Origin of the sequence: Actinocrispum sp. NPDC049592 (assembly GCF_040675465.1) — a bacterium.
GTDB lineage: Bacteria > Actinomycetota > Actinomycetes > Mycobacteriales > Pseudonocardiaceae > Kibdelosporangium.
In genome coordinates this window covers 1,341,707-1,362,264 of sequence record NZ_JBFAPA010000001.1, presented here as the reverse complement: position 1 = coordinate 1,362,264, position 20,558 = coordinate 1,341,707, and the positions used below count along the sequence as shown (strand labels likewise).

Here is a 20,558-nt window from a genome sequence, read left to right as displayed (position 1 = left end):
AGCGCACCCCCAAAGCAGCCGCAAGGCGCTGCCCATGCCCTGTCATCCCAGGCGCAGCACCGCGAAGCGCGCCCACATCAGCCCGCACAGCCACCCTGAGCTCCGCAGCCCCAAGCCCAGGCTCCCCAAGCGTCCCGCCCCAGGACGCCACCCCTGCCACGACCGCGCTCATTTGTTGTCCCCGGACAACCGCGCCGGAGGAACCATCCGCCGAGTAGCGGGATCCTCGGTCGGCACGGGCTCCGCGATGACCCACCGCCCGTTCAAAGCAGGCAGCGCCGCCCGAACCTCATCCAGCAAGTCCGGCACGAACAACAACACCGCATCCGGCTGCGCCCGAACCAACTCCGCCGGAGAGATCACCGGAATGACCGTCCCAGGCATCCGCCGCCCCCACTTCACCTGCGAAGCATCCGCGACCCCCGACAGCATGGTGTCATCAATCCCTGCTGCGGCAAGCAAAGCAACCGCCCGCGATGCCGCCCCATACCCGTAGACCCGCCGCCCGGTGCCCCGCTGCCGCTGCAGCCACCCGCGCAAAGCGTTGATGCTGCTCTCCGCGGTTTCCTGCAACGAACGCACGATCCGCGGATCCCCGACCCCGCTGCCGCCCTCCTCGGCAAGCAGCGCCCGCACCTCGGTATCAACCTGCCCACTCCGACCCGCGGCAAGCAGAACGGTCCCGCCATAGAGGTCAAACCGCCAGGCGGTCCGCGGGGTCAACCCGGCGGCGGCCAGCATCCGGGTGACCGCAACCGTGGAGTAGTACGCGAAATGCCCATGCCGCAGCGCGTTCCACTGTCCATTCCGGATGATCGTCGCCAGTGAGTGGTACTGCAGCAGCAGAACCCCGTCCTGTGAGAGCCTCGATGCACGCTCGGCGACGGCCGCATGCTGGTCGGCCGCGTGCATCATGCCAAAGCAGTCCACCACCACATCGGCCTGGTCACCGTCCACGGGAGACAGACCGTGCTCGGCGAGCATCGGCAACCAAGACCCGCCATGGGGACTGCCGTACTCGAGAACACGGGCACCCGGCGGAACCAGACCCGACCGCATCACCCGCCCGATGGCGTCCCGAGCCTGCGCAACCAAAGCCGCGGGCTCCACACCCCGAGGCTCCTCGGGGACGGTCGGATCCTCGGCCAGCTGCGCCAACCCGCACTCCGCGCACAGCCACATCCGCAGCGGATAAACCGGATCCGGCCCTGGGTCCTGCAGTTCCGGGAAGAAGTCGCTGGCCGGTTGCTTGCCAAGGTCCAGCACGACGTCACCGCGGCGCGCCCGGCAGGACCGGCAGATCGGGGTCAGCACGGGCACGCCATGATGGACGTATGGATGTGCGCACCACCACGATCGAGGGCGTCCTGCTGTTCGTGCCCACCCCGCACCGGGACGACCGGGGGTTGTTCACCCGGACGTTCGACGCGGACATCGCACGGGAGTACGGAATCGGCGAGTTCCGCCAGGACTCGCAGTCCCGCAGCTACCGAGGCGTGCTGCGCGGTCTGCACGGCCGGAAAGGCCAGGGTGAGGCCAAGTTGGTGCGGTGCGCGCACGGCGCCGTGTCCGATGTGGTCGTTGACGCCCGCCCCGATTCGCCGACCTACGGGCGGCACGAGGTGTTCCAGCTGGACGACGAAACCTTTGCGCACCTGTACATCCCGGCGGGCATGCTGCACGGGTTCCAGGCGCTCACCGAGATCGCGGATGTCTGCTACCGCATCGACCGGCCGCACGACCCCAGCGAGGACGTCGCGGTCCGGTACGACGACCCGGATCTCGGCATCGCCTGGCCCCTCCCGGTCGCCCTGATCAGCGAACGGGACAAGGCCGCCGGCCGGTTTCACGCCAGCCCGCCCTGAGCCCGCAACCAGGCCAGCCGGGTGAACTTCTGCTCGAAGTCCGCCTGGGTCAGGCCGTACTGCCGGTAAGCGTCGTGCAGTTCGACCGCGCCGGCCTTGACCGTCCACTGTGGCTGGAACGCGGGCAGCGCCTCGCGGATGCGGGCGAAGTCGACCCGGTAGGAACGCGGGTCCGCGCCCGCCTCACCGGTGATGACCAGCTTGGATCCGGCGACCGCCTCGACCACGTGCTCGGCGATCTGCGCGACGGTGAGGTTGTTCTCCTCGATGCCGACGTTGAAAGCCTTGCAGTGCACGGCATCCCGGGGCGCGTCCAAGGCGGCCACGAACGCGTCCGCGATGTCCTGGGCGTGCACCAGCGGCCGCCACGGCGTGCCGTCCGAGAGCACCCGGACCTCACCGGTCAGCACCGCGTGCCCGACCAGGTTGTTCAGCACGATGTCGGCCCGCAGCCGCGGCGAGAACCCGAAAGCCGTGGCATTGCGCAGGAACACCGGCGAGAAGTCCTTGGAGGCCAGCTTCACCAGGTCGTCCTCGACCCGGACCTTGCTCTCCGCGTACGGGGTCACCGGCCGCAGCGGCGCGTCCTCGTTCACCAGCCCGTCACCCGCGGCGCCGTACACCGAACACGTTGAGGCGTAAAGGAACCGCTGCACCCCGGCCTCAGCGGCCAACCGGGCCAGCCGGACCGACGCACGGTGGTTGATCGAGTACGTGATGTCCGGCTCGAGCGAGCCGAGCGGGTCGTTGGACAGCGCCGCCAGGTGCACCACGGCGTCCATATAGGACAGATGGTCCGGCGTCACCTCGCGGAGATCCACTTGGTAACCATGGGGATCACTCGGCTCGGGGCCGAGCACGCAGGGCGCGAACCAGCCGGTGTCCAGGCCGACCACCTCATGGCCCGCCGCGACCAGCCGTGGCGCCATCACCGTTCCCAGGTAACCCTGGTGTCCGGTCAGCAATACGCGCACGTCACGCCTCCAAGCCAATGATCGTCTTGTCCACATGGAACGCCTCGGCGTACCGCGCCCGGCACTGCACACCGCGAACCCTTGCCAGCCCCAGGAAGGTCTCGGCGTCGAACCAGTCCCGGCCGCGCTGCGAGGAGTAGTACCGCAGCAGCATCTCCACCTTGGCCTCAGCCACGCCGTCGGGCAAGGGCTGGTACACGGTCGGGGTACCGAGGTCCCCCTCCCATTTGATGATCTCGTACCGCAGCGTCCAGTGGTCACGGAACGCGGTCGGCACCACTTCGGCCAGTGTCCGGTGGTCCTGGTGCGCGTCGTGCACCCAGGGCGCGAGAACAAGATCGGGGTCGGTGCGGGACCGCAGGTCCTCGACGGCCGCCTTGACCCGTTCCCAGTTCGCCGGGAACCGGCCGTCCGGCAGGTCCAGCACGGTCACCTTGAGCGACGCACCGGGGCAGAACGCCTGCAGGGCAGCGTGTTCCTCGGCCTCCCGGTCGGTCCCGCCGCCGCTGAGCACGAGAGCGTCCACCTGCAGCCCGGGTCGCGCCTGGCAGAGGGTCAGCAACGTGCCGCCCGCGCCGATCGCGAGGTCGTCGCAGTGCGCGCCGAGCAGCGCGACAGCGGTCAGGCCATCAGGCCGGAGCGCCCGCATCGTTCTCCCACAACATCCACGGCCGCGAGCCCTGTGCGTACGCGGCGTCCAGGGCGGCCCGCTCCTTGACCGTGTCGGCGGGCTGCCAGAAACCACGGTACGGGTAGGCCAGCAGCCGCCCGTCCTTGGCCAGCGCCCCGCACGCGTCCTGGACCAGGTCGCCGCCCTCGGGGAGGTGGTCGAACACGTCCTGGCGCAGCACGAAGTAGCCGCCGTTCTCCCACAGCGGCAGGTTGCTCACCGGCGTGATACCGCTCACCATGCCGTCCGCGCCCATCTCGACGCAGTGGAACGACGACTGCGGCGGCACGACCATCATCGAAGCGCCCGCGTCGCTGTCCGCCAGCCGCGTGACCATTTCGTCCAGTGGTGCGTCGGTCAGCACGTCCGCGTAGTTCGCGAGGAACATCTCCTCGCCCTCGACCAGGTGCCGGACCCGGCGCAGCCGCTCGCCGATCGGCGAGTCCTGGCCGGTGTGCACGAAGGACACCGTCCAGTCGCTGATGTCCGTGCTCAGCAGCTCCACCCGGCCGTTGCGCAGCACGAAGTCGTTGGACGCGGTCTCCTGGTAGTGCAGGAAGAACTCCTTGATGTGGTGCGCGCCGTAGCCGAGGCACAGGATGAACTCGGTGTGCCCGAAGTGCGCGTAGTAGCGCATGACGTGCCACAGCAGCGGCCGCGGACCGACCATCTGCATGGGCTTGGGCACGTCGTCGGCCATGCCGTTGCGCATGCGCATTCCGTAGCCGCCGCAGAACAGCACGACCTTCACGGCCGGACCTCCTCAAGCACGGGGATGGGGAACACCAGCCGGCCACCCCAGTCGCCCACATAGGACAGTTGCTCGGTCAGCTCGGCCCGCAGGTTCCAGGGCAGGACGAGCACGTAGTCGGGTTTGTCCTCGGCGATCCGCTCGGGAGCGTGGACCGGGATGCGCGTGCCCGGCGTGAACCGGCCGTGCTTGTACGGGTTGCGGTCCACTGTGTACTCGAGGATGTCCGGCCGGATCCCGCAGTGGTTCAGCAGGGTGTTGCCCTTGCCGGGCGCCCCGTAGCCGACGACCCGCTTGCCCTCGGCCTTCGCGTCCAGCAGGAACCGCAGCAGGTCCTGCCGGACGCGGTCGACGCGGCGCGCGAACCCTTGGTAGCCGGACATGTCGTGCAACCCTGCCGCGCGTTCCCCGGCCAGGACCCGGGTGACGTTCTCGCTCGGCTCGACCTCCAGCGGGCGCGCCCACAGCCGGATCGAACCGCCGTGCGTCGGCAGCAGATCCACATCGGCCAGGTACAGGCCGCCCGCGGCGAGCGCCCGGCGAGCGGACTCGACCGTGTAGTACTGGAAGTGCTCGTGGTAGATCGTGTCGTACTGGTTGTCCCGCACCAGGCTCAGCAGGTGCTGCACCTCGATCGAGACCCAGCCGTCATCGGCGACCAACTCCCGCAGCCCGGCCGTGAAGCCCTGGACGTCCGGGATGTGCGCGTAGACGTTGTTCGCGACCACCAGGTCCGCGGGCCCGTTCTCCTCGCGGACCTGGGCGCCGGTGGACTTGTCCAGAAACGCCGTCAGCGTCGGCACGCCCTTGTCGCGTGCGGCCTGTCCCACGTTCACCGACGGCTCGACGCCGAGGCAGCGGATCCCGCGCTCGACGACATGCTGCAGCAGGTACCCGTCGTTGCTGGCGACCTCGACGACGAACTGCGGCCCGACGCGGTCGATCGCGCCGTCCACGAACCGGCGCGCGTGCTCGACCCAGGAGGTGGAGAACGAGGAGAAGTACGCGTACTCGGTGAACGTCTCCTCGGGGGTGATCAGCGGCGGGATCTGGGCGAGCAGGCAGGCCCGGCAGATCCGCAGGTGCAGCGGGTACGTCGGTTCCGGCTCGTCGAGCTGTTCGGCGGTCAGGAACCGTTCACACGGCGGGGTCGCCCCCAGGTCGACGACGCTCTCCAGCTCGGCGGAGCCGCAGAGTCGGCAGATCATCAGTAGGCTCCTTGGCCCTTCACAACGGCACGGACCGTCTTCCACAGGATCACCGCGTCCAGCGCGAGCGACCAGTCCTCGACGTAACGCAGGTCGAGCCGGACGGACTCCTCCCACGGTAGGTCACTGCGCCCGCTGACCTGCCACAACCCCGTCAACCCCGGCTTGACCAGCAGCCTTCGCCGGGCGTCCGGGCCGTAGCGTTCGGTCTCCTCGGGCAGCGGCGGTCTCGGGCCGACGAGCGACATCGACCCGCCGACGACGTTGAACAGCTGGGGCAGCTCGTCGAGTGAGTAGCGCCGGAGGATCGCGCCGATCCGGGTGACCCTCGGGTCCTTGCGGACCTTGAACAGCGGCCCGGCGCCTTCGTTCATCGCGAGCAGACCGATCCGCTGGGCCTCGGCGTCGCTCACCATCGACCGGAACTTGATCATGGTGAAGGCCTTGCCGTCCTTGCCGATCCGGCGCTGGCGGTAGAAGACCGGGCCACGGTCGTTGAGCTTGATCGCCAGCGCGAGGGCGAGCAGGAACGGTGACAGCAGTGCTAGCAGTACGGCGCCGCCTACGCGGTCGACGATCTCTTTGACCACACGGCGTGCGCCGGTGAACACCGGCGCTGACAGCATGAGCAACGGCATGCCGAGCACACCGGTGACATGCAGGCGGGGGCCCGCGATCTCCATCAGCACCGGGGCCACGACGAGTTCGGCGGAGCTGTCTTCGAGTTCCCAGGCGAGTTGCTGGAGCCGGCGGGGTGTCCAGTAGCTGTCTGCTGTGACTGCCACGATCCGGTAGCCACCACGGCGGACGTGTTCGGCGACCTCTTCGATCTGGCCGACCACCGGGACGCCTTCGACCTCGCCGCCGCCATCCGCCGTGCAGACCGCTTCGACGCGCCAGCCTTGGTGCGGGGCTTTCCGGGTGCGGTCGATCAGGTCGGTGACCGTGCCCGTGCCGCCGGCCGCGAGGACCGGGAGGAGGCAGCGGCCGACCTGGCGGCGTTTGTGCAGCAGCCGGCGCAGGATGTAGCGCACCGGGAAGTCGATCACCGCGATCGCCGGCAGCGCGACGAACACCCAGGGGCGCAGGCCGTCCAGGCTGAAGGCGAACCCGCTGATGGCGAGGATCACCATGGCGGTGAACAGGCCGCGGTAGAGGCGGCGGAACTCCTCGGCACCGTGGCCGAGCATCACTGGGCTCCACGCGCGTGAGCCGCCCAGCCCAGCGAGGATCGCGCACTGCGTCAGCCCGGCGAAGGCGACCGCGTGCAGCGGGGTCCACGCGCCGATCAGCACCGCGACGACGATGGTGACGCCGAGAATGACGGCGAGGTCGCAGACGATGACGGCGAACTGGTACTTGGTTTCCCAACCGGCCAGCATAGGACGGCGGGATTCGGGCGCGCTGCGCGGGGAGACCATCTGAAAACGACCACGTCGGCGCACAGACCCGGCCCGTTCTCTCATCCAGTCTCTCCTGTTGTGAACGTCGTACACAAAAGCCAGGCTGCCCTGGACGTTCTGGGGGAACACAGAGATGATCGCCTGCTCGTCATCTCAGTCGTTCCGTCTTCGAACACCGTTACCGCGTCCGAAACTTTACGATTCACACCCACACCCCGGTAAACCGGGCTAGCGGTAAAAAGCGACGCACAGTAACCACCTCTAGATCACCTCACTCGGACGGCCCAACCCGCCATGGCCAACCAGTCACCCAGACGTACACACCTGAGCCCATCAGGGGGAACGACGACACCAACCTCCCAGATACGCCCAGCTCACAAACACCCCTCACAAGGGTTAGCCACCCCAAAAACCACCCAACTGAGTGACCAAACAAAACACGCCCTGAGCGCAACCCGAAATGCATCTGTCGAATAGACGCCACCCACCAAACGAAAATCCCCTGCCGCCACAAAGAAGTGCGCCAACCGGTCCAGCCCACAAGCCCTCACTCGCCCGCGCCTGAAAGGCGCGCCGAATTACGAACGCAAATGGGGTGAGGTGGATGGGCCGGGTCGAGGTGGCGTGGCGGTGGTTGAAGTCGGCGCGGTGGGTGGGCGCGGTTTGGGCCGGGTGGTTGGACGCGGTGGTTGGCCGCGGTTGGGCGCGGTGGTTGGGTCGGTTGGTTGGGCGCGGTTGGCCGGGTTGGGTGGGGTTTGGGGCGGGTCTTGGGGACGGCACCTTTGGTGGGTGCTCAGGATGGTTTGGCGCCGGTGGTAGCGGGCCCCCGGCGGCGCCCATCCGGTTAGGCGTGGTGCCTCTTCAAGTGGGGCCGTGCGCGCATCCCTGCGGCGCCTTGAGTGGCTGGGGCGGCGCGTCTTGGGTTGGGGCGGCGCCGAGTTGGTGGTTGGGGCGGTTCACCAAGGCGCCGCACACGTACCCACCAAGCGCCGCGCCAGGGCGTCGCGGGCGAGCCCGGGGTTCGGCGAAGGTGGTTGGCTCCACAGGATGCAGCCCCCGCCCCGAAGTCGAGCCCGCACCCAAAACGCAAGCCCCACAACAAGATCCGACGCTCAGACGTGAGCCCAACCTCCAACCCACCCAGTCCCAACGCATATCCGCAAAGCGCGAAGCGCGAGCACACCCCGCTGGAAGGCGAGGCCGCCGAAGGCGGCACGTGGGGGGGTATGGGGGGCTCGGCCCCCCAACATAATGCGAGACGACCCGGCGAAAGTGCGAAGCACTGAGCAGGGTCGTCCAGAGTCGAGTGGCCAGGGGCGGGGTCGAACCGCCGACCTTCCGCTTTTCAGGCGGACGCTCGTACCAACTGAGCTACCTGGCCGGGTTGTGGGTCCGGGTGGGGAGTGGACTCACGGGGTGGTGATGGTGTTGCGACCCAGACGGGACTCGAACCCGCGACCTTCGCCGTGACAGGGCGACGCGCTAACCAACTGCGCCACTGGGCCTTGCTGTTGTGCAGTACTGCTTGTCTTGCTGTCTAACCTTACCGCGTGCTCCCAACGGGATTCGAACCCGCGCTGCCGCCTTGAAAGGGCGGAGTCCTAGGCCGCTAGACGATGGGAGCGCCTAAGTCCCTTTGGCTTTCCGCTGGGAGCACGAGAAGCATAGGGCACGACCCCGGGGCTCTCCAAAACGGGTTATCCAAAACCGGTTGACCTGCGCAAACCATCGCTGACGGGCCTCTTTTGGGGGTCTGCGGACGCTCCCGCACGCCCACAGACCTTTACGTGGCCCTCGTCACATCCGTCCGAACCGCGAAGAACCCGGAGGTCAGCGGCTGACCGGCGGGATGCCGTCGTCGCCTGGCACGAGGCCGAGCATGTCGAGTAGTAGACGGCAGTCCTCGGCGTTGAGGGCACCGCGCGCAACCGCCAGGCGCGCCTTCTGGATCTGGTCGTCGGTCACCCGCGAGGAATCGCCGGTGCGTTGGGCCGGCACGCCGGCGTAGCCGGCACCCGACATGGTGTCCTGCTGCATCAAGAAGTTCCGCACTTCGAGGGACCCGCTCATGACGCCTCCCCGGCTCGGCTGTGGCCGTGAGGTTATGGGAGGAAAAGGCCTGTCCACAGCCCCCCGCAGAGTGAATGGCCTACAACCGTGGGTAGTTGAAACAGGGTGTTTGGCCGTCTTTCACGTGGGTACTACGTGCCGTCCCGACGTCTGGGTAGGGCCATTCGGGTGAGCATGGTGGACGGTATTGTGTACACAGCCGTGCGGAACACCCCTACCCCCTAGGGGTATGCAGTTCTGAATCGACGACTAGAACGCGTTCCACACTTTTGCCGGAAGCATGCAAATGTCCGTCGATAGGGCCGTGCAACAACTGCGTGCACGTGCAGCTGGACCGGTTCACGACTCGGGCAAACATCAAGTGAACAGTTCGCAGGAATTTTTGGGGCGCGAACTATCGCCATCGGAAGGATGAGCGTGCAACAATCTAGGAGCTGACACACCCCCGGTCAGCGCCTGTGGAGATCCCCTCCGGCCCCCGCGTTCCTCCCCCTGGCGCGGGGGCCTCTTCGCGTCGCCGGACGGACCTTGTTCGACTCCTTCGTCGCCTTCCCGGCCCTCCGGCGCGAAATAACTTTGGGGGCCGAGCCCCCCATACCCCCACGCGATTCGTGCCGGGTATGCGGAACTCTTCGTTCGCTGTTGGTTAACGAAGTCAGCTTATCGGGTGATCACCATCCGCTGCCAGCGGGGTGGCCTAGCACACTCGGCGTGTTGTTCCCAGAGGAACGTTCACACCCGCGCACGGCCCGTGAACAGCTGTCCAACCGAAACCCAGACGCGTCGCCCACCTGCGAGGTTGCTTTCCCCTCGGTGTGTCGCGGGTCACAGTGGCTAGGTTCTCGCGACCGAACCGTTATCTTGTTCCGGTGCCTTTGCCATCACTGGGACGCATCCGCGGTAACAGCAAGAGCTCCAACGTCAGACAGCAGCCCGAGGAGCTGCCGCCCGACACGGAGCTGGAGAGCTACCTGGCCGCCCTCGCCCCCGAGGCCGATGTCGAGACCACGGCCTCCGGCCGCCGCTTCGGCAACTCCGAGGTGTACCAGCTGCGCCTGGCGCTGATCGCGAACGAGCAACTGCGTGAGCTCGCCGCGCACCGGCAGACCTCGCCGCAGGCCCTGGCCCAGGAATGGGTCATGGAGCGCCTTTCCTGGGAAGCCCAGCAGCTGCGCTTCCCTCAGCGCTGAGTGGCCGCGAATAGCGATCCCGAGAACAACAAATCCCCCGACAAAACAAACAAAGGACCCCCGGCGCCGCTGCCGGGGGTCCTTTGCCGTCAGGTCTCAGATAGGCCGAACGTTCGTGGCCTGCGGGCCCTTGGTGCCCTGGCCGACCTCGAACTCGACGCGCTGGTTCTCCTCGAGCGTCCGGAATCCCTTGCCCTGGATCTCCGAGTAGTGCACGAAGACGTCCGCCTCACCGCTGTCGACCGCGATGAAGCCGAACCCCTTTTCCGAGTTGAACCACTTGACAGTGCCCTGAGCCATACATCTGCCTCCGTCGCCGGATCAGCTTGGGATTACACCGTGCAACCCCGGGCCGTCCCGGGCGTCGCTCTTCGCCAACTGCAGCGAGAAGACAGCACGCCCGCGTTTTGTTCCGCGAGCGTGATGGAGCACGAACACAGAAACTTACGGCCTGCACCAGGGACTCTATCGCCTGCATACGGCCCGCACTACTGCCTCGAACTGCCCATCGCTGGGCCGTTCGTGTGATCCTCCCGCGTTACGTACGGTATCGATCAGTGCGCTGCCTGCCACAATCTTTCGGCTTGCGATCGTTCATCGAACATTCTCCCAAACTGTGATGTGAGTCACAGTGACAACACACCAACGCGCGCCCTCTTCGCCGCGTCGATACGGGTGTGAAGCGTGGGGCAGCAGACAAGACGGCACGACGGGGTTCGAAGCTGGCAGCGGTGATGACGCTGGCGGCGGCGTTAGGCCTGGCCGCGTGCAGCAGCGACAACAGCACCCCGATCGGTGCCGTGCCACCGGGTCAGTCGACGGTGAACATCGAGAACGCGGCCGCGACGCCGAAGCCGGCGACGGTCACCGCGACGCCCGCCAACGGCGCGGCCGACGTGGCGCCCAAGGGCCCGATCACCGTGACGGTCACCGACGGCACCATCGGCTCGGTCCAGCTGACCAACGCCGAAGGCAAAGCGGTCCAGGGCGCGCTAAGTGCGGACAAACGCACTTGGACGGCCAGTGAGGCGCTCGGCTACGGCAAGACCTACACCTGGTCGGGCACCGCGGCCGGCACCGGCGGCCAGCAGGTGCCGATCAACGGCAGCTTCACCACCGCCAAGCCCCGCCGGACCGAGGGCGGCCACCTCAACGTCGGCGACAACCAGACCTACGGCATCGCGATGCCGATCGTGCTCTCGTTCGACAACAAGGTCGCCGACAAGGCCTCGGTGGAGAAGTCGCTCAAGGTGGAGACCTCCGTGCCCACCGAGGGTTCATGGGCCTGGCTGGACGACCAGACCGTGCACTGGCGCCCCAAGGAGTACTTCAAGCCGAACACCACCGTCACCGTCACCGCCGCGCTATACGGCACTTCGTTCGGCAACGGCGTCTTCGGCAAGGCGGACATCACGTCGAAGTTCACCATCGGCCGCGACCAGCGCGTGGTCGGCAACACCCAGACGCACCGCCTGGTGGTCACCCGGGACGGCCAGCAGGTCTGGGACTTCCCGGCCAGCTTCGGCCTGGACAGCGACCCCGGCCGGGTCAGCCACAGCGGCGTGCACGTGGTCATGTCCAAGCACGCCACCTACAAGATGACCAACCGCGCGTACGGCTACGAGAACGTCGAGGTGCCGTGGGCGGTCCGGATCTCCAACAACGGTGAGTTCGTGCACGGCCTGCAGGCGTCGGTGCCCAACCAGGGCAAGCGGAACGTCTCTCACGGCTGCGCGAACCTCTCGCCGGCCAACGCGAAGCTGTACTACGACAGCGTGCTGATGGGCGACCCGGTGGAGATCACCGGTTCCAGCATCCAGCTGTCCGCGAAGGACGGTGACTACTACGACTGGACCCTGTCGTGGGACCAGTGGCAGGCCAAGTCCGCGCTGAAGTAACCCCGTCGCACCCGACGACCCCTCGCGAGTGCCCCGCTCGCGAGGGGTTGCTTTTTGGGCGGACAAGACAATTGCGACCCTCGTCACAACGGTATCCGACGAACGTCCCACCTCCCCGCCACGTCTGTACGGATGTCGAAACGAAAGCGGGGACTGTGGTGAAGCGACTGGGGCGCAAGGGAATCATCGGCATCGTACTGACGGCGGCCGCGTTGACCGCCTGCACGGGCCAGCAGGCCGTCACGACTCCGGTGAACAAGGAGGCCGTGACGCAGGCCCCGGCGACACCGAATGTCCAGCCTGCCAACGGAACCACCGACGCAAGCCCCGGCGGGCCGGTCACCGCGACCGTCGCCGACGGCACCATCGACTCGGTGACGCTGTCCACCAAGGACGGCAAGACCGTCCAGGGTGCCCTGTCCGCCGACCACAAGACGTGGACCGCCGGCCAGGCCCTGGAGTACAACAAGTCCTACACCTGGTCGGGTTCGGCGACCGGCGGCAACGGTCAGCACACCGAGATCACCGGCTCGTTCAGCACGGTCAAGCCGAAGCGCACCGAGACCGGCAAGCTCAACGTGGGCGACAACAAGACCTACGGCATCGCGATGCCGATCGAGCTGAAGTTCGACACCAAGGTCACCGACCGGGCCTCGGTGGAGAAGTCGCTCAAGGTGGAGACCTCCGTGCCCACCGAGGGTTCATGGGCGTGGCTGGACGACCGACGCGTTCACTGGCGCCCCAAGGAGTTCTGGAAGCCCAACACCCAGGTGAAGGTCACCGCGAACCTGTTCGGCACCTCGCTGGGCAACGGCGTCTACGGCAAGGCGGACGTCACTTCGAGCTTCACCATCGGCCGCGAGCAGACCGTCATCGCCGACACCCAGGCGCACCGGCTGATCGTCAAGCGCGACGACAAGGTCATGTACGACTTCCCGGCCAGCTACGGCCTGGAGTCCGACCCCGGCCGGGTCACCACGGGCGGCACGCACGTGGTGATGGAGGCCTTCGAGACCAAGCTGATGACCAACGAGAAGTACGGCTACGAGAACGTCCCGGTGAAGTGGGCGGTCCGGTTCTACGGCAACGGCGAGTTCATCCACGCCTACGACGCCACGAAGGCCCAGCAGGGCAAGGTGAACGTCTCGCACGGCTGCGCCAACCTGACCACCGAGAACGCCAAGAAGTACTTCGAGAGCCAGCTCACCGGCGACCCGGTGATCGTGACCGGCTCCAAGGTCCAGATGTCCGAGCAGTACGACTACTCGGACTGGATCGTGCCCTGGGACAAGTGGCAGTCCCGGTCAGCGCTGAAATAGCCGCGATGTAACGGAAAGGCCCTGGGCGAGCGCCCAGGGCCGTTGTCACGTCAGCGTGCGGGGGCGGATGGCGTTGGCCCGGTCGACGAGGTCGTGGCGGGCCTCCGGGGTGCTGGCGAGGCGGGCGAGGGCCCGGTAACAGCGTTCCAGGCCGAACCTCAGCTCCCGCTCGGAAAGCGTGCAGCCCAGGACGGTTCCGCCGCCCCGGCCGCCGGCCTGGACGTAGCCGTAGGCCGCCTCCAGGACCTCGGCGGACAGCTGGGTCCGGCGTTCGGCGTCCAGCGCGAGGCGCTCCAGCCGCCGGGCGGCGTCGTAGAGGTCGGGTTCGGCGAGCTTGCCGACCTCGTGCGCACGGGCCTTGATCTTGATCGCCGCGACCTGCGCGGTCACGTAGTGGCTGGACGAGTCCGGCACCGACTCCAGCACCTCGATCGCGCCGGTTCGCGCTCCCTGCGCCAGATACACGCGCACCAACCCGAAGGCGGCGCTGACATAGGACCGGTCGGTCCGCCACACCTGCTCGTAGAACCGTGCCGCGGCAAAGTAATCCCGCTGGTACTCGGCGCTGATCGCCAATGCCAGCTTGGGCGCTGCCTCACCGGGCAGGGCGTCGTACACCACGTCGAAGGACGCGCGTGCATCCGCCGGGCGGCGCATCGCGAGCTCCAGAAGCCCGCGGTGCCAATGCAACCGCCAGTCGTGCGGGTCCTGCGCGAGCCGCCTGGCCATCTCCAGTTCGCCGGAAGCCCGCGCGATGTCCCCGAGCTCGGTCCGGGCACGCAGCATCCGCAGCCGGACCTCGACCGAGTTCTGCGGCGCGAACGTCAGCGCCTCAACGAGTTCGTTCAGGTCACTGGCCACCGTCGCGGCCAGCACGCCGGCGGCCGGGTCGTCGGTGTCCACCTGAGGCACTGGCAACGCACCGACCACTTCGGACGGATCCGGCACCGGCAGCGCGCTGCCCTGCTCGCCGTCACCGATGGTGGCGCCGAAGGTCCGCGGCTCGGGACCGAACACAGTGGACACACCGGGCCGCGGCCGTCCGGTGCCGAGCGCCATGACCTCCCGCAGCACACCGGTGAGCTGCTCGGCCATCTCCTCGGCGGAGGAGAACCGGCGGTCCGGGTCGGGATGTGTGGCCCGCCGCAGCACCCGGTAGTACGAGTCGAAGAGCTTGAACAGCGGCACGTCATCGGGGCCCGGCAAGGAATGCACGTACTTGCTCGTGTACCCGGTGAACTCGATCGACAGCACCGCGAGGGTCCGGCCGACGGTGTAGATGTCCGAGGCGACCGAGGCACCGCGCTCGGACAGCTCGGGCGCGCTGTAGCCGAGGGTGAAGAACAGCGGGCTCTCGTAGTCGTCGTCGCGGCGGACCGCGCCCAGGTCGATCAGCTTGAGCGTCTGGTCGGTCTGGATCACGTTGTCCGGCTTGAGATCGCAGTACAGCAGGCCGATACTGTGCAGGTACGCCATGGCCGGCAGGATCTCCAGCCCGTACGCGATCACCTGCCCGATCGGCAACGCCTCCGCGCGGCCGATGACCCGGTGGTGTTCCAGGGCGATCTGCCGCAGCGACTGGCCGCCGATGTACTCCATCACGATGTAGCCGACCGACGTGCCCGTCCTCGGGTCCGGGGCCTGCACGAAGTTGTAGATCTTCAGGATGTTGCCGTGCTCGACCTCGGCCAGGAACCGTTGCTCGGCAAGGGCGGACGCCATCGCGGTCGGGTCGCCGGTGTCGATGAGTCCTTTGAGGACGACCCAGCGGTCGCTGACGTTGTGGTCCTTGGCGAGGTAGATCCAGCCCAGGCCACCGTAGGCGAGGCAGCCGAGCACCTCGTACTGCCCACCCAGGACGTCACCGGACTTCAGCTTGGGCTTGAACGAGAACGGCGCCCCGCACTTCGGGCAGGTGCCCTCCGCCTCGCCGGGCTGCCCGTCCACGCCACGGCCGACCGCCGCGCCGCACCCGCTGCAAAAGCGTTTGTTCTCCGCCACAACGGGATCGGTCATCACCGCAGACGTCGGATCCCGGTACGGCACCGGCGGAACGTCCACCAGCCCGGCACCCAGACGGCCGCGCCCAGAGGTTCGCGAACCCGTGCGGCGGCCGGTGCCGGACCCGTGCCCGGACGCCGGGAACGGCGTCGAGTCGCTGGTCGGCTGGGCCGGTTTGGGCGGGACGATGCTCTGCGTCGGGTGCACCGAGCCGAGCACGCTCGTCGGCTGGTGCAGGTCGTCCGACGGTGGCCCGACGGGTTGCATGCTCAGCGGCGCGATCCGCAGCGTCTCGTCCGGGTTCCTCGGCTTCTGCTGCTGGGCCTGGGTTCGCGGCTCCGGCTGCGGCTGTTGCGGCCAGGGCTGCGGCTGTTGCTGTTGCCGCGTCGGCTGTTGCGGCTGCTGTTGCTTCGGCGGCTGGGCTTGTGACCCGGTCAGCACGTCCGGCGGCCGGAACCAGCCGGTGCCCGCCTGGTCGTCGGAAGATCCATGTTCTGCCATACCGGCACCCCCTCGTCAGTCCCGGTACTTCGGGCTCGGCGGCGACGCGGACTCCCCGGTCCGGCTGCCCACCCACTGGTCGTAGCTGCGCTGCCAGGTCCCGTCGCCGCGGATCTTGTCGAGAACCGCGTTCACGAAGCGAACCATGTCGGTGTTGGCCTTGGGAATGCCGATCCCGTACGGCTCGTCGGTCAGCTTCGGGCCGACGATCTTGACGTTCGGGTCCTGCGCGGCCATCCCGGCCAGGATCGGCTCGTCCGTGGACACCGCCGCGACCTGACCCTGCTGCAGCAGCACCAGGCAGTCCGACCAGTTGACGACCGACATGGCCACCGGCTTCGCCGGGTTGTTGGCGATCTGGGTCAGCGAGGTCGAGCCCGCGGTCGCGCAGACCTTCTTGCCCGCCAGCTCCTCGATCCCCTTGACCTGCGAGGACTTGTCCACCAGGACCCGCTGGCCGGTGGAGTAGTAGACCGAGGAGAACGCGATCTTCTGCAGCCGGTCGCAGTTGATCGTGTACGTGCGGACCACGATGTCGACCTCACCCTTGGTCAGCACGTCCTCCCGGTCGCGCGAGGCGATCACCCGGAACTGGACCTTGTTCTCATCCCCGAAGATCGCCTTGGCCACCTGCTTGGCCATGTCGATGTCGAAGCCCTCGAGGTTGTTGGTCTCCGGGTTGCGGAAGCCGAACAGGAACGTGTTCTGGTCGACGCCCGCGATCAGCCGGCCGCGTTCCTTGATCTTGGCCATGGTTCCCGTCACGGCCAGGCCGCCGGGCCGCAGGCTCACCGTCGGGTCGCCGCAGTTCGGCGCCTGCGAGCCCGCGGTCGGCTTCTGCGCCGGGGTGTAGCCGTCGGGCGCGGGCCGGTCCACGGCGGTCACCACGGCCAGGTCGACCGGTTTGTCCGGCGCCCCGCACGCGGTCAGCAGGCCCAACGCCGCCAGCAGCAGCGCGACTCGTCTCATCGGTACTCCCGCAGCCGTTGCCGAATGCCCAGGAAGCTGCCGCCCGCGGCGAGCACGGCCAGCAGCGCGATGCCCGGGAACAGCGCCTCCTGCGCGTTGTACGCGGTGGAGGTCGAGTCGACGAACTTCTCCCGGCCCTGCTGGATGGCCTGGGACAGGTCCTGGTCGAGCCGGTTGAACGCGGCCGTCGCGCCGTTCTGGTCCGGGCCGATGGCCAGCGCCACCGCCTGGTCGAACTGGCCGCCGGTGTCCAGCTCGCGGATCTTCTTGTGCGCCTCGAGCCAGGCCTGCGCGTCCTTGTCGCTCACCCCGGCCTTGCTCAGCAGACCCGGCAGGGTCGGCGCGAGCTTCTGGAACTCCTGCTCATAACCGGCGCCGTCGCCGCGGGCGACCAGCGTCAGGGTCTCGTCGGCGCGGCACTTCAACGCGACGATCCGGGCCTGCACCAGCGCGTCCACCTGCTGGTTGCCGTGCTCGCGGGCGTCGCTGATGGCCGACGCCGAGACGACCCCGGCCACCGCGCCCCAGATCAAACCGAGCGCGATCGCGATGGACGCGGTGAGCAGGCCGACGTTGAGCAGGCGGTTGGTCTTGCGGGTCAGGTAAACCTGCGTGGCGATCAGGGCCGCCAGCAGCACGACCATCACGATGAGCGCGAACCACGGCACGCCGCTCGCGTCGTCCTGCTCGTCGGTGAGGCGCTGGGTGTCGATCGCGTAGAGCTCCTGCGCGGCAGGCAGCAACTTGGTGCGCATCAAGGTGGACGCCTCGCGCAGATACGCGGAACCGATCGGCAGGCCAAGGCGGTTGTTCGTGCGCGCGGTCTCGACCAGCCCCGCGTACACCGGCACCTGCTTGCTCAGCGTGTCGACCTGGTCCTCGGCCGCGGCGATCCCGCCGACGTCGGACGCGGCCTTGGCCAGCGCGGCCCCGGCCTGGCCCATGTCGATCTCGTAGCGCTCCCGCAGCTGGGGCGGCTCGGACCCACCGGACAGGAACGCGCTCGACGCGGTCGCGTCCGCATCGGACAGCGACCGGTAGATCTGCTGGGCGGCGGCCGAGAGCGGTTCGCGGTGCTCGACCAGGCCGCTGATCGTGTTCAGCCTGCCCTGCATGGTCAGCGCGCCCACGTTGCCCGTCAGCACGCTCAGCAGGACGAGCGCGGTCGCCACGACCCCAAGGCGACCTGGGGTGGTCCGCGCCGAGCGGGCCAGCCGCCGCACGGAGTCACCCCGCTGCGCCGGCGGCGCACTGACAGGAGCTCCCATGACGACAGAGTCAACACCACTACGCACCTGGTATGCGCCACTATCGCCGAGTCGGTGACCGGCCTGTGATCCGGAGCGTGACTGATCACTCTGCGCAATCCCCCATGCGAGCGACTCAATCGCTCGATTGCCCGATGGCCGGAAGGACGGACGTTCTGCTTACCTGATTCGTTGGCATATTCCGCCCAAACCCATATGAGGCAGGCCGAGACACATGAGCAAGCTCGAACGGATCGCCACCTTCTGCGGGCAGTGCAACTGCGGTTGCCCGGAGCTGTGGATCGACCCCGACGCCCCGGACGAGCAGCGCGTCGTGATCACCGACGACTTCGGCCAGCGCATCCAGATGAGCCTGGCTCAGCTGCACGTGCTGGTCAGCGACGTCAAGGACGGCGCACTCGACGCCCTGCTCGCGACATCCAGCTCCTGAGGTACGACACGCGGTGCCGCCGCTGCTGTCGGCACCGCGTTCTGGGGTTCTCCTACGACAGCGCGTACACGTTGGTCAGCCCGAACGGTTCACCTGCGACACGCTTGCGGGCGTGGGTAAGCGTGCGCAGCAGGTGGGCGCGGCCGGTGTCGAGCAGGGTCTGTTGCTCGACCGGGTTGTAGTAGATCACCTTGATCTGCCTGGGATTGCGGTCCACCGTGCCGACCAGGCGGTCGATCACTTCGGTGAAAACCTCGCCCTGGAACGGGTTGTTGAAGAACACCACCGAGACGTCATCGGGAATCTCGAAGCCCAGCACGTCCTCGCAGACAAGGTCGACCTGTGGGCACCTGAGGCACTGCCGGGTGGTCCGGAGGTTCGACAACGCGATTTCGTGCAGCTGCGGGGAAAGTTCGACGCCGATGACCCGGCCGAACGGGAACCGGGCCGCCTCCAGCACCATCCGGCCCATCCCCGAGCCGAAGTCCACGAACACGTCCCGCGCGCCGATCTCCCGGCGGGACAACGTCCGGCGCAGCGTCCGCCACCTGGCGGCGACGTAGTAGCCGCGGCCCTCGGCCGCGATCCCCAGGTCGGCGAGCGGAATCTTCTCGGCGGTCCGGACGTTGTAACGGCGTTCGAAGGCCAGCTGGCTCAGGGCAGTGCGGATCCTGCGCATCTCGTCCCCCTCCGGGCGTGGTTTCCGTTACGTCCGGGTCGATCACGGATCCCGTTACACGGCCGCGATCTGGGACCGGACCACCTCCCCCGAACGTGGGAACCACAACGCCGGGCGACCACCATCCGGGCGAATTCCCTAGTAGTCCTTCAGCTTGATGATGTTGGCGGCCTTCAGGGCCATCTTGGTGAAGATGCCGCGCATCGGCGGGTAGCGGAGCATCCGGTAGCTGAGGTTGCGCAGCTTGATCATCCGGTTGGTGCGCGGCACGAAGAACGCCTGCCCGTCCTCCGCCTGCTTCCAGCAGGACTCGATGAACGGCCGCATCTCCTGCTCGTAGCGCGGGAACGCGATCCGGTGGTCGCCGTTGGCCGCCTTCAGCTCGCCGGCGAGCACGTACGCCCCGACAAGGGCGAGGCTGGTGCCCATGCCGGACATCGGGGACGCGCAGTAGCCCGCGTCGCCGACCAGCGCGGTGCGGCCGCTGGTGAAGTGGTCCATGTGGATCTGGCTGACGGAGTCGAAGAAGAAGTCGCCGGCCCGGTCCATCTCGTTGAGCAGCCGGGGAATCTCCCAGCCCTCATCCGCAAACGCCTGCCGCAGCAGCTGCTTCTGGCGTCCGGTGTCGCGCCTGCCGTAGTCCAGCTGGTCGGACGCGAAGTAGAACATCGCCTTGGCCTCGGTGTTGTTCCGCGCCGGGTACATGCCCGCCGTGCGGCCCGGTGAGTTGTAGAAGCGGCCCTTGTGGTCCAGGCCGAGGTGGTTGCCGGCGGTGAACACCGAGGCGTACAGGCCGAGGTGCTTGATGAACCGCTCCTCGCCGCCGAACATCAGCTCGCGGACCTTGGAGTGCAGCCCGTCCGCGCCGATGACCAGGTCGAACGCCCGCGGGGCGGCGTTCTGGAAGGTGACCTTGACGCCGTGCCCGTCCTCGGCGATCGAGGTGATGGTGTCGTCGAAGATGTACTCGACATCCTCGCGCGTGCGGTTGTAGAGGATGTTCACGAGGTCACCCCGCAGGACCTCGAGCTCACCGCTGAACACCACCGGCGGCGTGGTGGCGATCCGCTTGCCCCGCTCGTTCACGTACTCCATGTCGCCCATGTCGGTGGCGGCCCTGCGCACCTCGTCGAGGATGCCCATCCGGCTGAGCGCGTCCATCGAGGCACCTCGGAAGTCCACCGCGTAGCCACCGGGCCGCGGCGCGGGGGCGCGCTCGACGACGGTCGGCTGGAAACCGTAGCGCCGCAACCAGTACGCCAGCGCCGGACCGGCCACGCTCGCACCCGAGATCAGGATCTTCATGTCGTTGCCCTCCTTGGTCGATGCCGGAACCGTACAACCGTTTTAGGCGATCGCGCA

General features: G+C 67.8%; 18 protein-coding genes and 3 tRNA genes. 5 read left to right on the top strand and 16 right to left on the bottom strand.

Translation table 11 applies throughout. From position 1 onward, the window contains the following. Positions 1-168 precede the first annotated feature (168 nt). Positions 169-1,320, bottom strand: a complete 1,152-nt coding sequence (locus tag AB0J95_RS06555) for a class I SAM-dependent methyltransferase (RefSeq protein ID WP_364753144.1) — start codon at positions 1,318-1,320, stop codon at positions 169-171. 14 nt (positions 1,321-1,334) lie between these two features. Between AB0J95_RS06555 and AB0J95_RS06550 the strand changes: the two genes are divergently transcribed. After that, positions 1,335-1,865, top strand: a complete 531-nt coding sequence (locus AB0J95_RS06550) for a dTDP-4-dehydrorhamnose 3,5-epimerase family protein (protein WP_364753141.1) — start codon at positions 1,335-1,337, stop codon at positions 1,863-1,865. Here AB0J95_RS06550 and AB0J95_RS06545 read toward each other — a convergent pair. From AB0J95_RS06545 to AB0J95_RS06505, 9 genes are all read right to left on the bottom strand, one after another. Further along, complete coding sequence (locus tag AB0J95_RS06545) at positions 1,847-2,839, bottom strand: SDR family oxidoreductase (RefSeq protein ID WP_364753139.1); 993 nt, start codon at positions 2,837-2,839, stop codon at positions 1,847-1,849. The two genes, AB0J95_RS06550 and AB0J95_RS06545, sit on opposite strands and share 19 nt — an antisense overlap. 1 nt (position 2,840) lies before the next feature. Then, the gene (locus AB0J95_RS06540; protein WP_364753137.1) at positions 2,841-3,488 is read right to left on the bottom strand and encodes a PIG-L deacetylase family protein; all 648 of its coding nucleotides are present in this window, start codon (positions 3,486-3,488) and stop codon (positions 2,841-2,843) included. After that, a complete protein-coding gene (locus AB0J95_RS06535; protein ID WP_364753134.1) occupies positions 3,469-4,260 on the bottom strand; it encodes a glucose-1-phosphate cytidylyltransferase in 792 nt (263 codons plus the stop codon). Before AB0J95_RS06535 ends, AB0J95_RS06540 begins: the two co-directional genes overlap by 20 nt. Further along, positions 4,257-5,471, bottom strand: coding sequence for a class I SAM-dependent methyltransferase (locus AB0J95_RS06530; protein WP_364753533.1), 1,215 nt, complete (start codon positions 5,469-5,471; stop codon positions 4,257-4,259). The genes AB0J95_RS06535 and AB0J95_RS06530 overlap by 4 nt, the downstream gene beginning before the upstream one ends. Continuing rightward, complete coding sequence (locus AB0J95_RS06525) at positions 5,468-6,889, bottom strand: sugar transferase (protein ID WP_364753131.1); 1,422 nt, start codon at positions 6,887-6,889, stop codon at positions 5,468-5,470. Before AB0J95_RS06525 ends, AB0J95_RS06530 begins: the two co-directional genes overlap by 4 nt. Positions 6,890-8,178: 1,289 nt before the next feature. Continuing rightward, positions 8,179-8,252, bottom strand: a tRNA-Phe gene (locus AB0J95_RS06520). 50 nt (positions 8,253-8,302) lie between these two features. After that, positions 8,303-8,376 (bottom strand) — tRNA-Asp (locus AB0J95_RS06515). Between the two features lie 46 nt (positions 8,377-8,422). Next, a tRNA-Glu gene (locus tag AB0J95_RS06510) sits at positions 8,423-8,495 on the bottom strand. A gap of 206 nt (positions 8,496-8,701) precedes the next feature. Then, positions 8,702-8,941 (bottom strand): hypothetical protein, encoded by a 240-nt coding sequence (locus tag AB0J95_RS06505; RefSeq protein WP_364753128.1) that lies wholly within the window; start codon positions 8,939-8,941, stop codon positions 8,702-8,704. An 869-nt stretch (positions 8,942-9,810) separates the two neighbouring features. On the opposite strand from AB0J95_RS06505, the gene AB0J95_RS06500 reads away from it, so the two are divergent. After that, entirely contained in the window at positions 9,811-10,131 is a 321-nt protein-coding gene (locus tag AB0J95_RS06500; protein WP_364753126.1) for a hypothetical protein, read from the top strand. A gap of 96 nt (positions 10,132-10,227) precedes the next feature. On the opposite strand, the gene AB0J95_RS06495 is transcribed toward AB0J95_RS06500, so the two are convergent. After that, positions 10,228-10,431, bottom strand: coding sequence for a cold-shock protein (locus AB0J95_RS06495; protein WP_037265614.1), 204 nt, complete (start codon positions 10,429-10,431; stop codon positions 10,228-10,230). Positions 10,432-10,865: 434 nt separating this feature from the next. Between AB0J95_RS06495 and AB0J95_RS06490 the strand changes: the two genes are divergently transcribed. Next, positions 10,866-12,029 (top strand): Ig-like domain-containing protein, encoded by a 1,164-nt coding sequence (locus tag AB0J95_RS06490; protein WP_364753530.1) that lies wholly within the window; start codon positions 10,866-10,868, stop codon positions 12,027-12,029. A gap of 158 nt (positions 12,030-12,187) precedes the next feature. Next, on the top strand, positions 12,188-13,348 hold the full coding sequence (locus AB0J95_RS06485; RefSeq protein WP_364753123.1) for an Ig-like domain-containing protein: 1,161 nt from the start codon (positions 12,188-12,190) through the stop codon (positions 13,346-13,348). 45 nt (positions 13,349-13,393) lie between these two features. On the opposite strand, the gene AB0J95_RS06480 is transcribed toward AB0J95_RS06485, so the two are convergent. The 3 genes from AB0J95_RS06480 to AB0J95_RS06470 are packed head-to-tail and all read right to left on the bottom strand — an operon-like array spanning position 13,394 to position 18,087. Then, positions 13,394-15,850 carry a tetratricopeptide repeat protein gene (locus AB0J95_RS06480; RefSeq protein ID WP_364753120.1) on the bottom strand — a complete coding sequence of 819 codons (2,457 nt, stop codon included), beginning with the start codon at positions 15,848-15,850 and terminating at the stop codon, positions 13,394-13,396. Positions 15,851-15,865: 15 nt separating this feature from the next. Next, positions 15,866-16,819, bottom strand: coding sequence for a glutamate ABC transporter substrate-binding protein (locus tag AB0J95_RS06475; RefSeq protein ID WP_364753119.1), 954 nt, complete (start codon positions 16,817-16,819; stop codon positions 15,866-15,868). Further along, complete coding sequence (locus AB0J95_RS06470; protein ID WP_364753116.1) at positions 16,816-18,087, bottom strand: hypothetical protein; 1,272 nt, start codon at positions 18,085-18,087, stop codon at positions 16,816-16,818. The genes AB0J95_RS06475 and AB0J95_RS06470 overlap by 4 nt, the downstream gene beginning before the upstream one ends. A 214-nt stretch (positions 18,088-18,301) precedes the next feature. Here AB0J95_RS06470 and AB0J95_RS06465 point away from each other — a divergent pair, with 214 nt between their 5' ends. Beyond that, the gene (locus AB0J95_RS06465; RefSeq protein ID WP_364753114.1) at positions 18,302-18,517 is read left to right on the top strand and encodes a hypothetical protein; all 216 of its coding nucleotides are present in this window, start codon (positions 18,302-18,304) and stop codon (positions 18,515-18,517) included. Between the two features lie 52 nt (positions 18,518-18,569). On the opposite strand, the gene AB0J95_RS06460 is transcribed toward AB0J95_RS06465, so the two are convergent. Continuing rightward, positions 18,570-19,196: a class I SAM-dependent methyltransferase gene (locus AB0J95_RS06460; protein ID WP_364753111.1), complete on the bottom strand. Its 627-nt coding sequence runs from the start codon at positions 19,194-19,196 to the stop codon at positions 18,570-18,572. A gap of 138 nt (positions 19,197-19,334) precedes the next feature. Then, positions 19,335-20,501, bottom strand: coding sequence for an FAD-dependent monooxygenase (locus tag AB0J95_RS06455; protein WP_364753108.1), 1,167 nt, complete (start codon positions 20,499-20,501; stop codon positions 19,335-19,337). Positions 20,502-20,558: the final 57 nt, after the last annotated feature.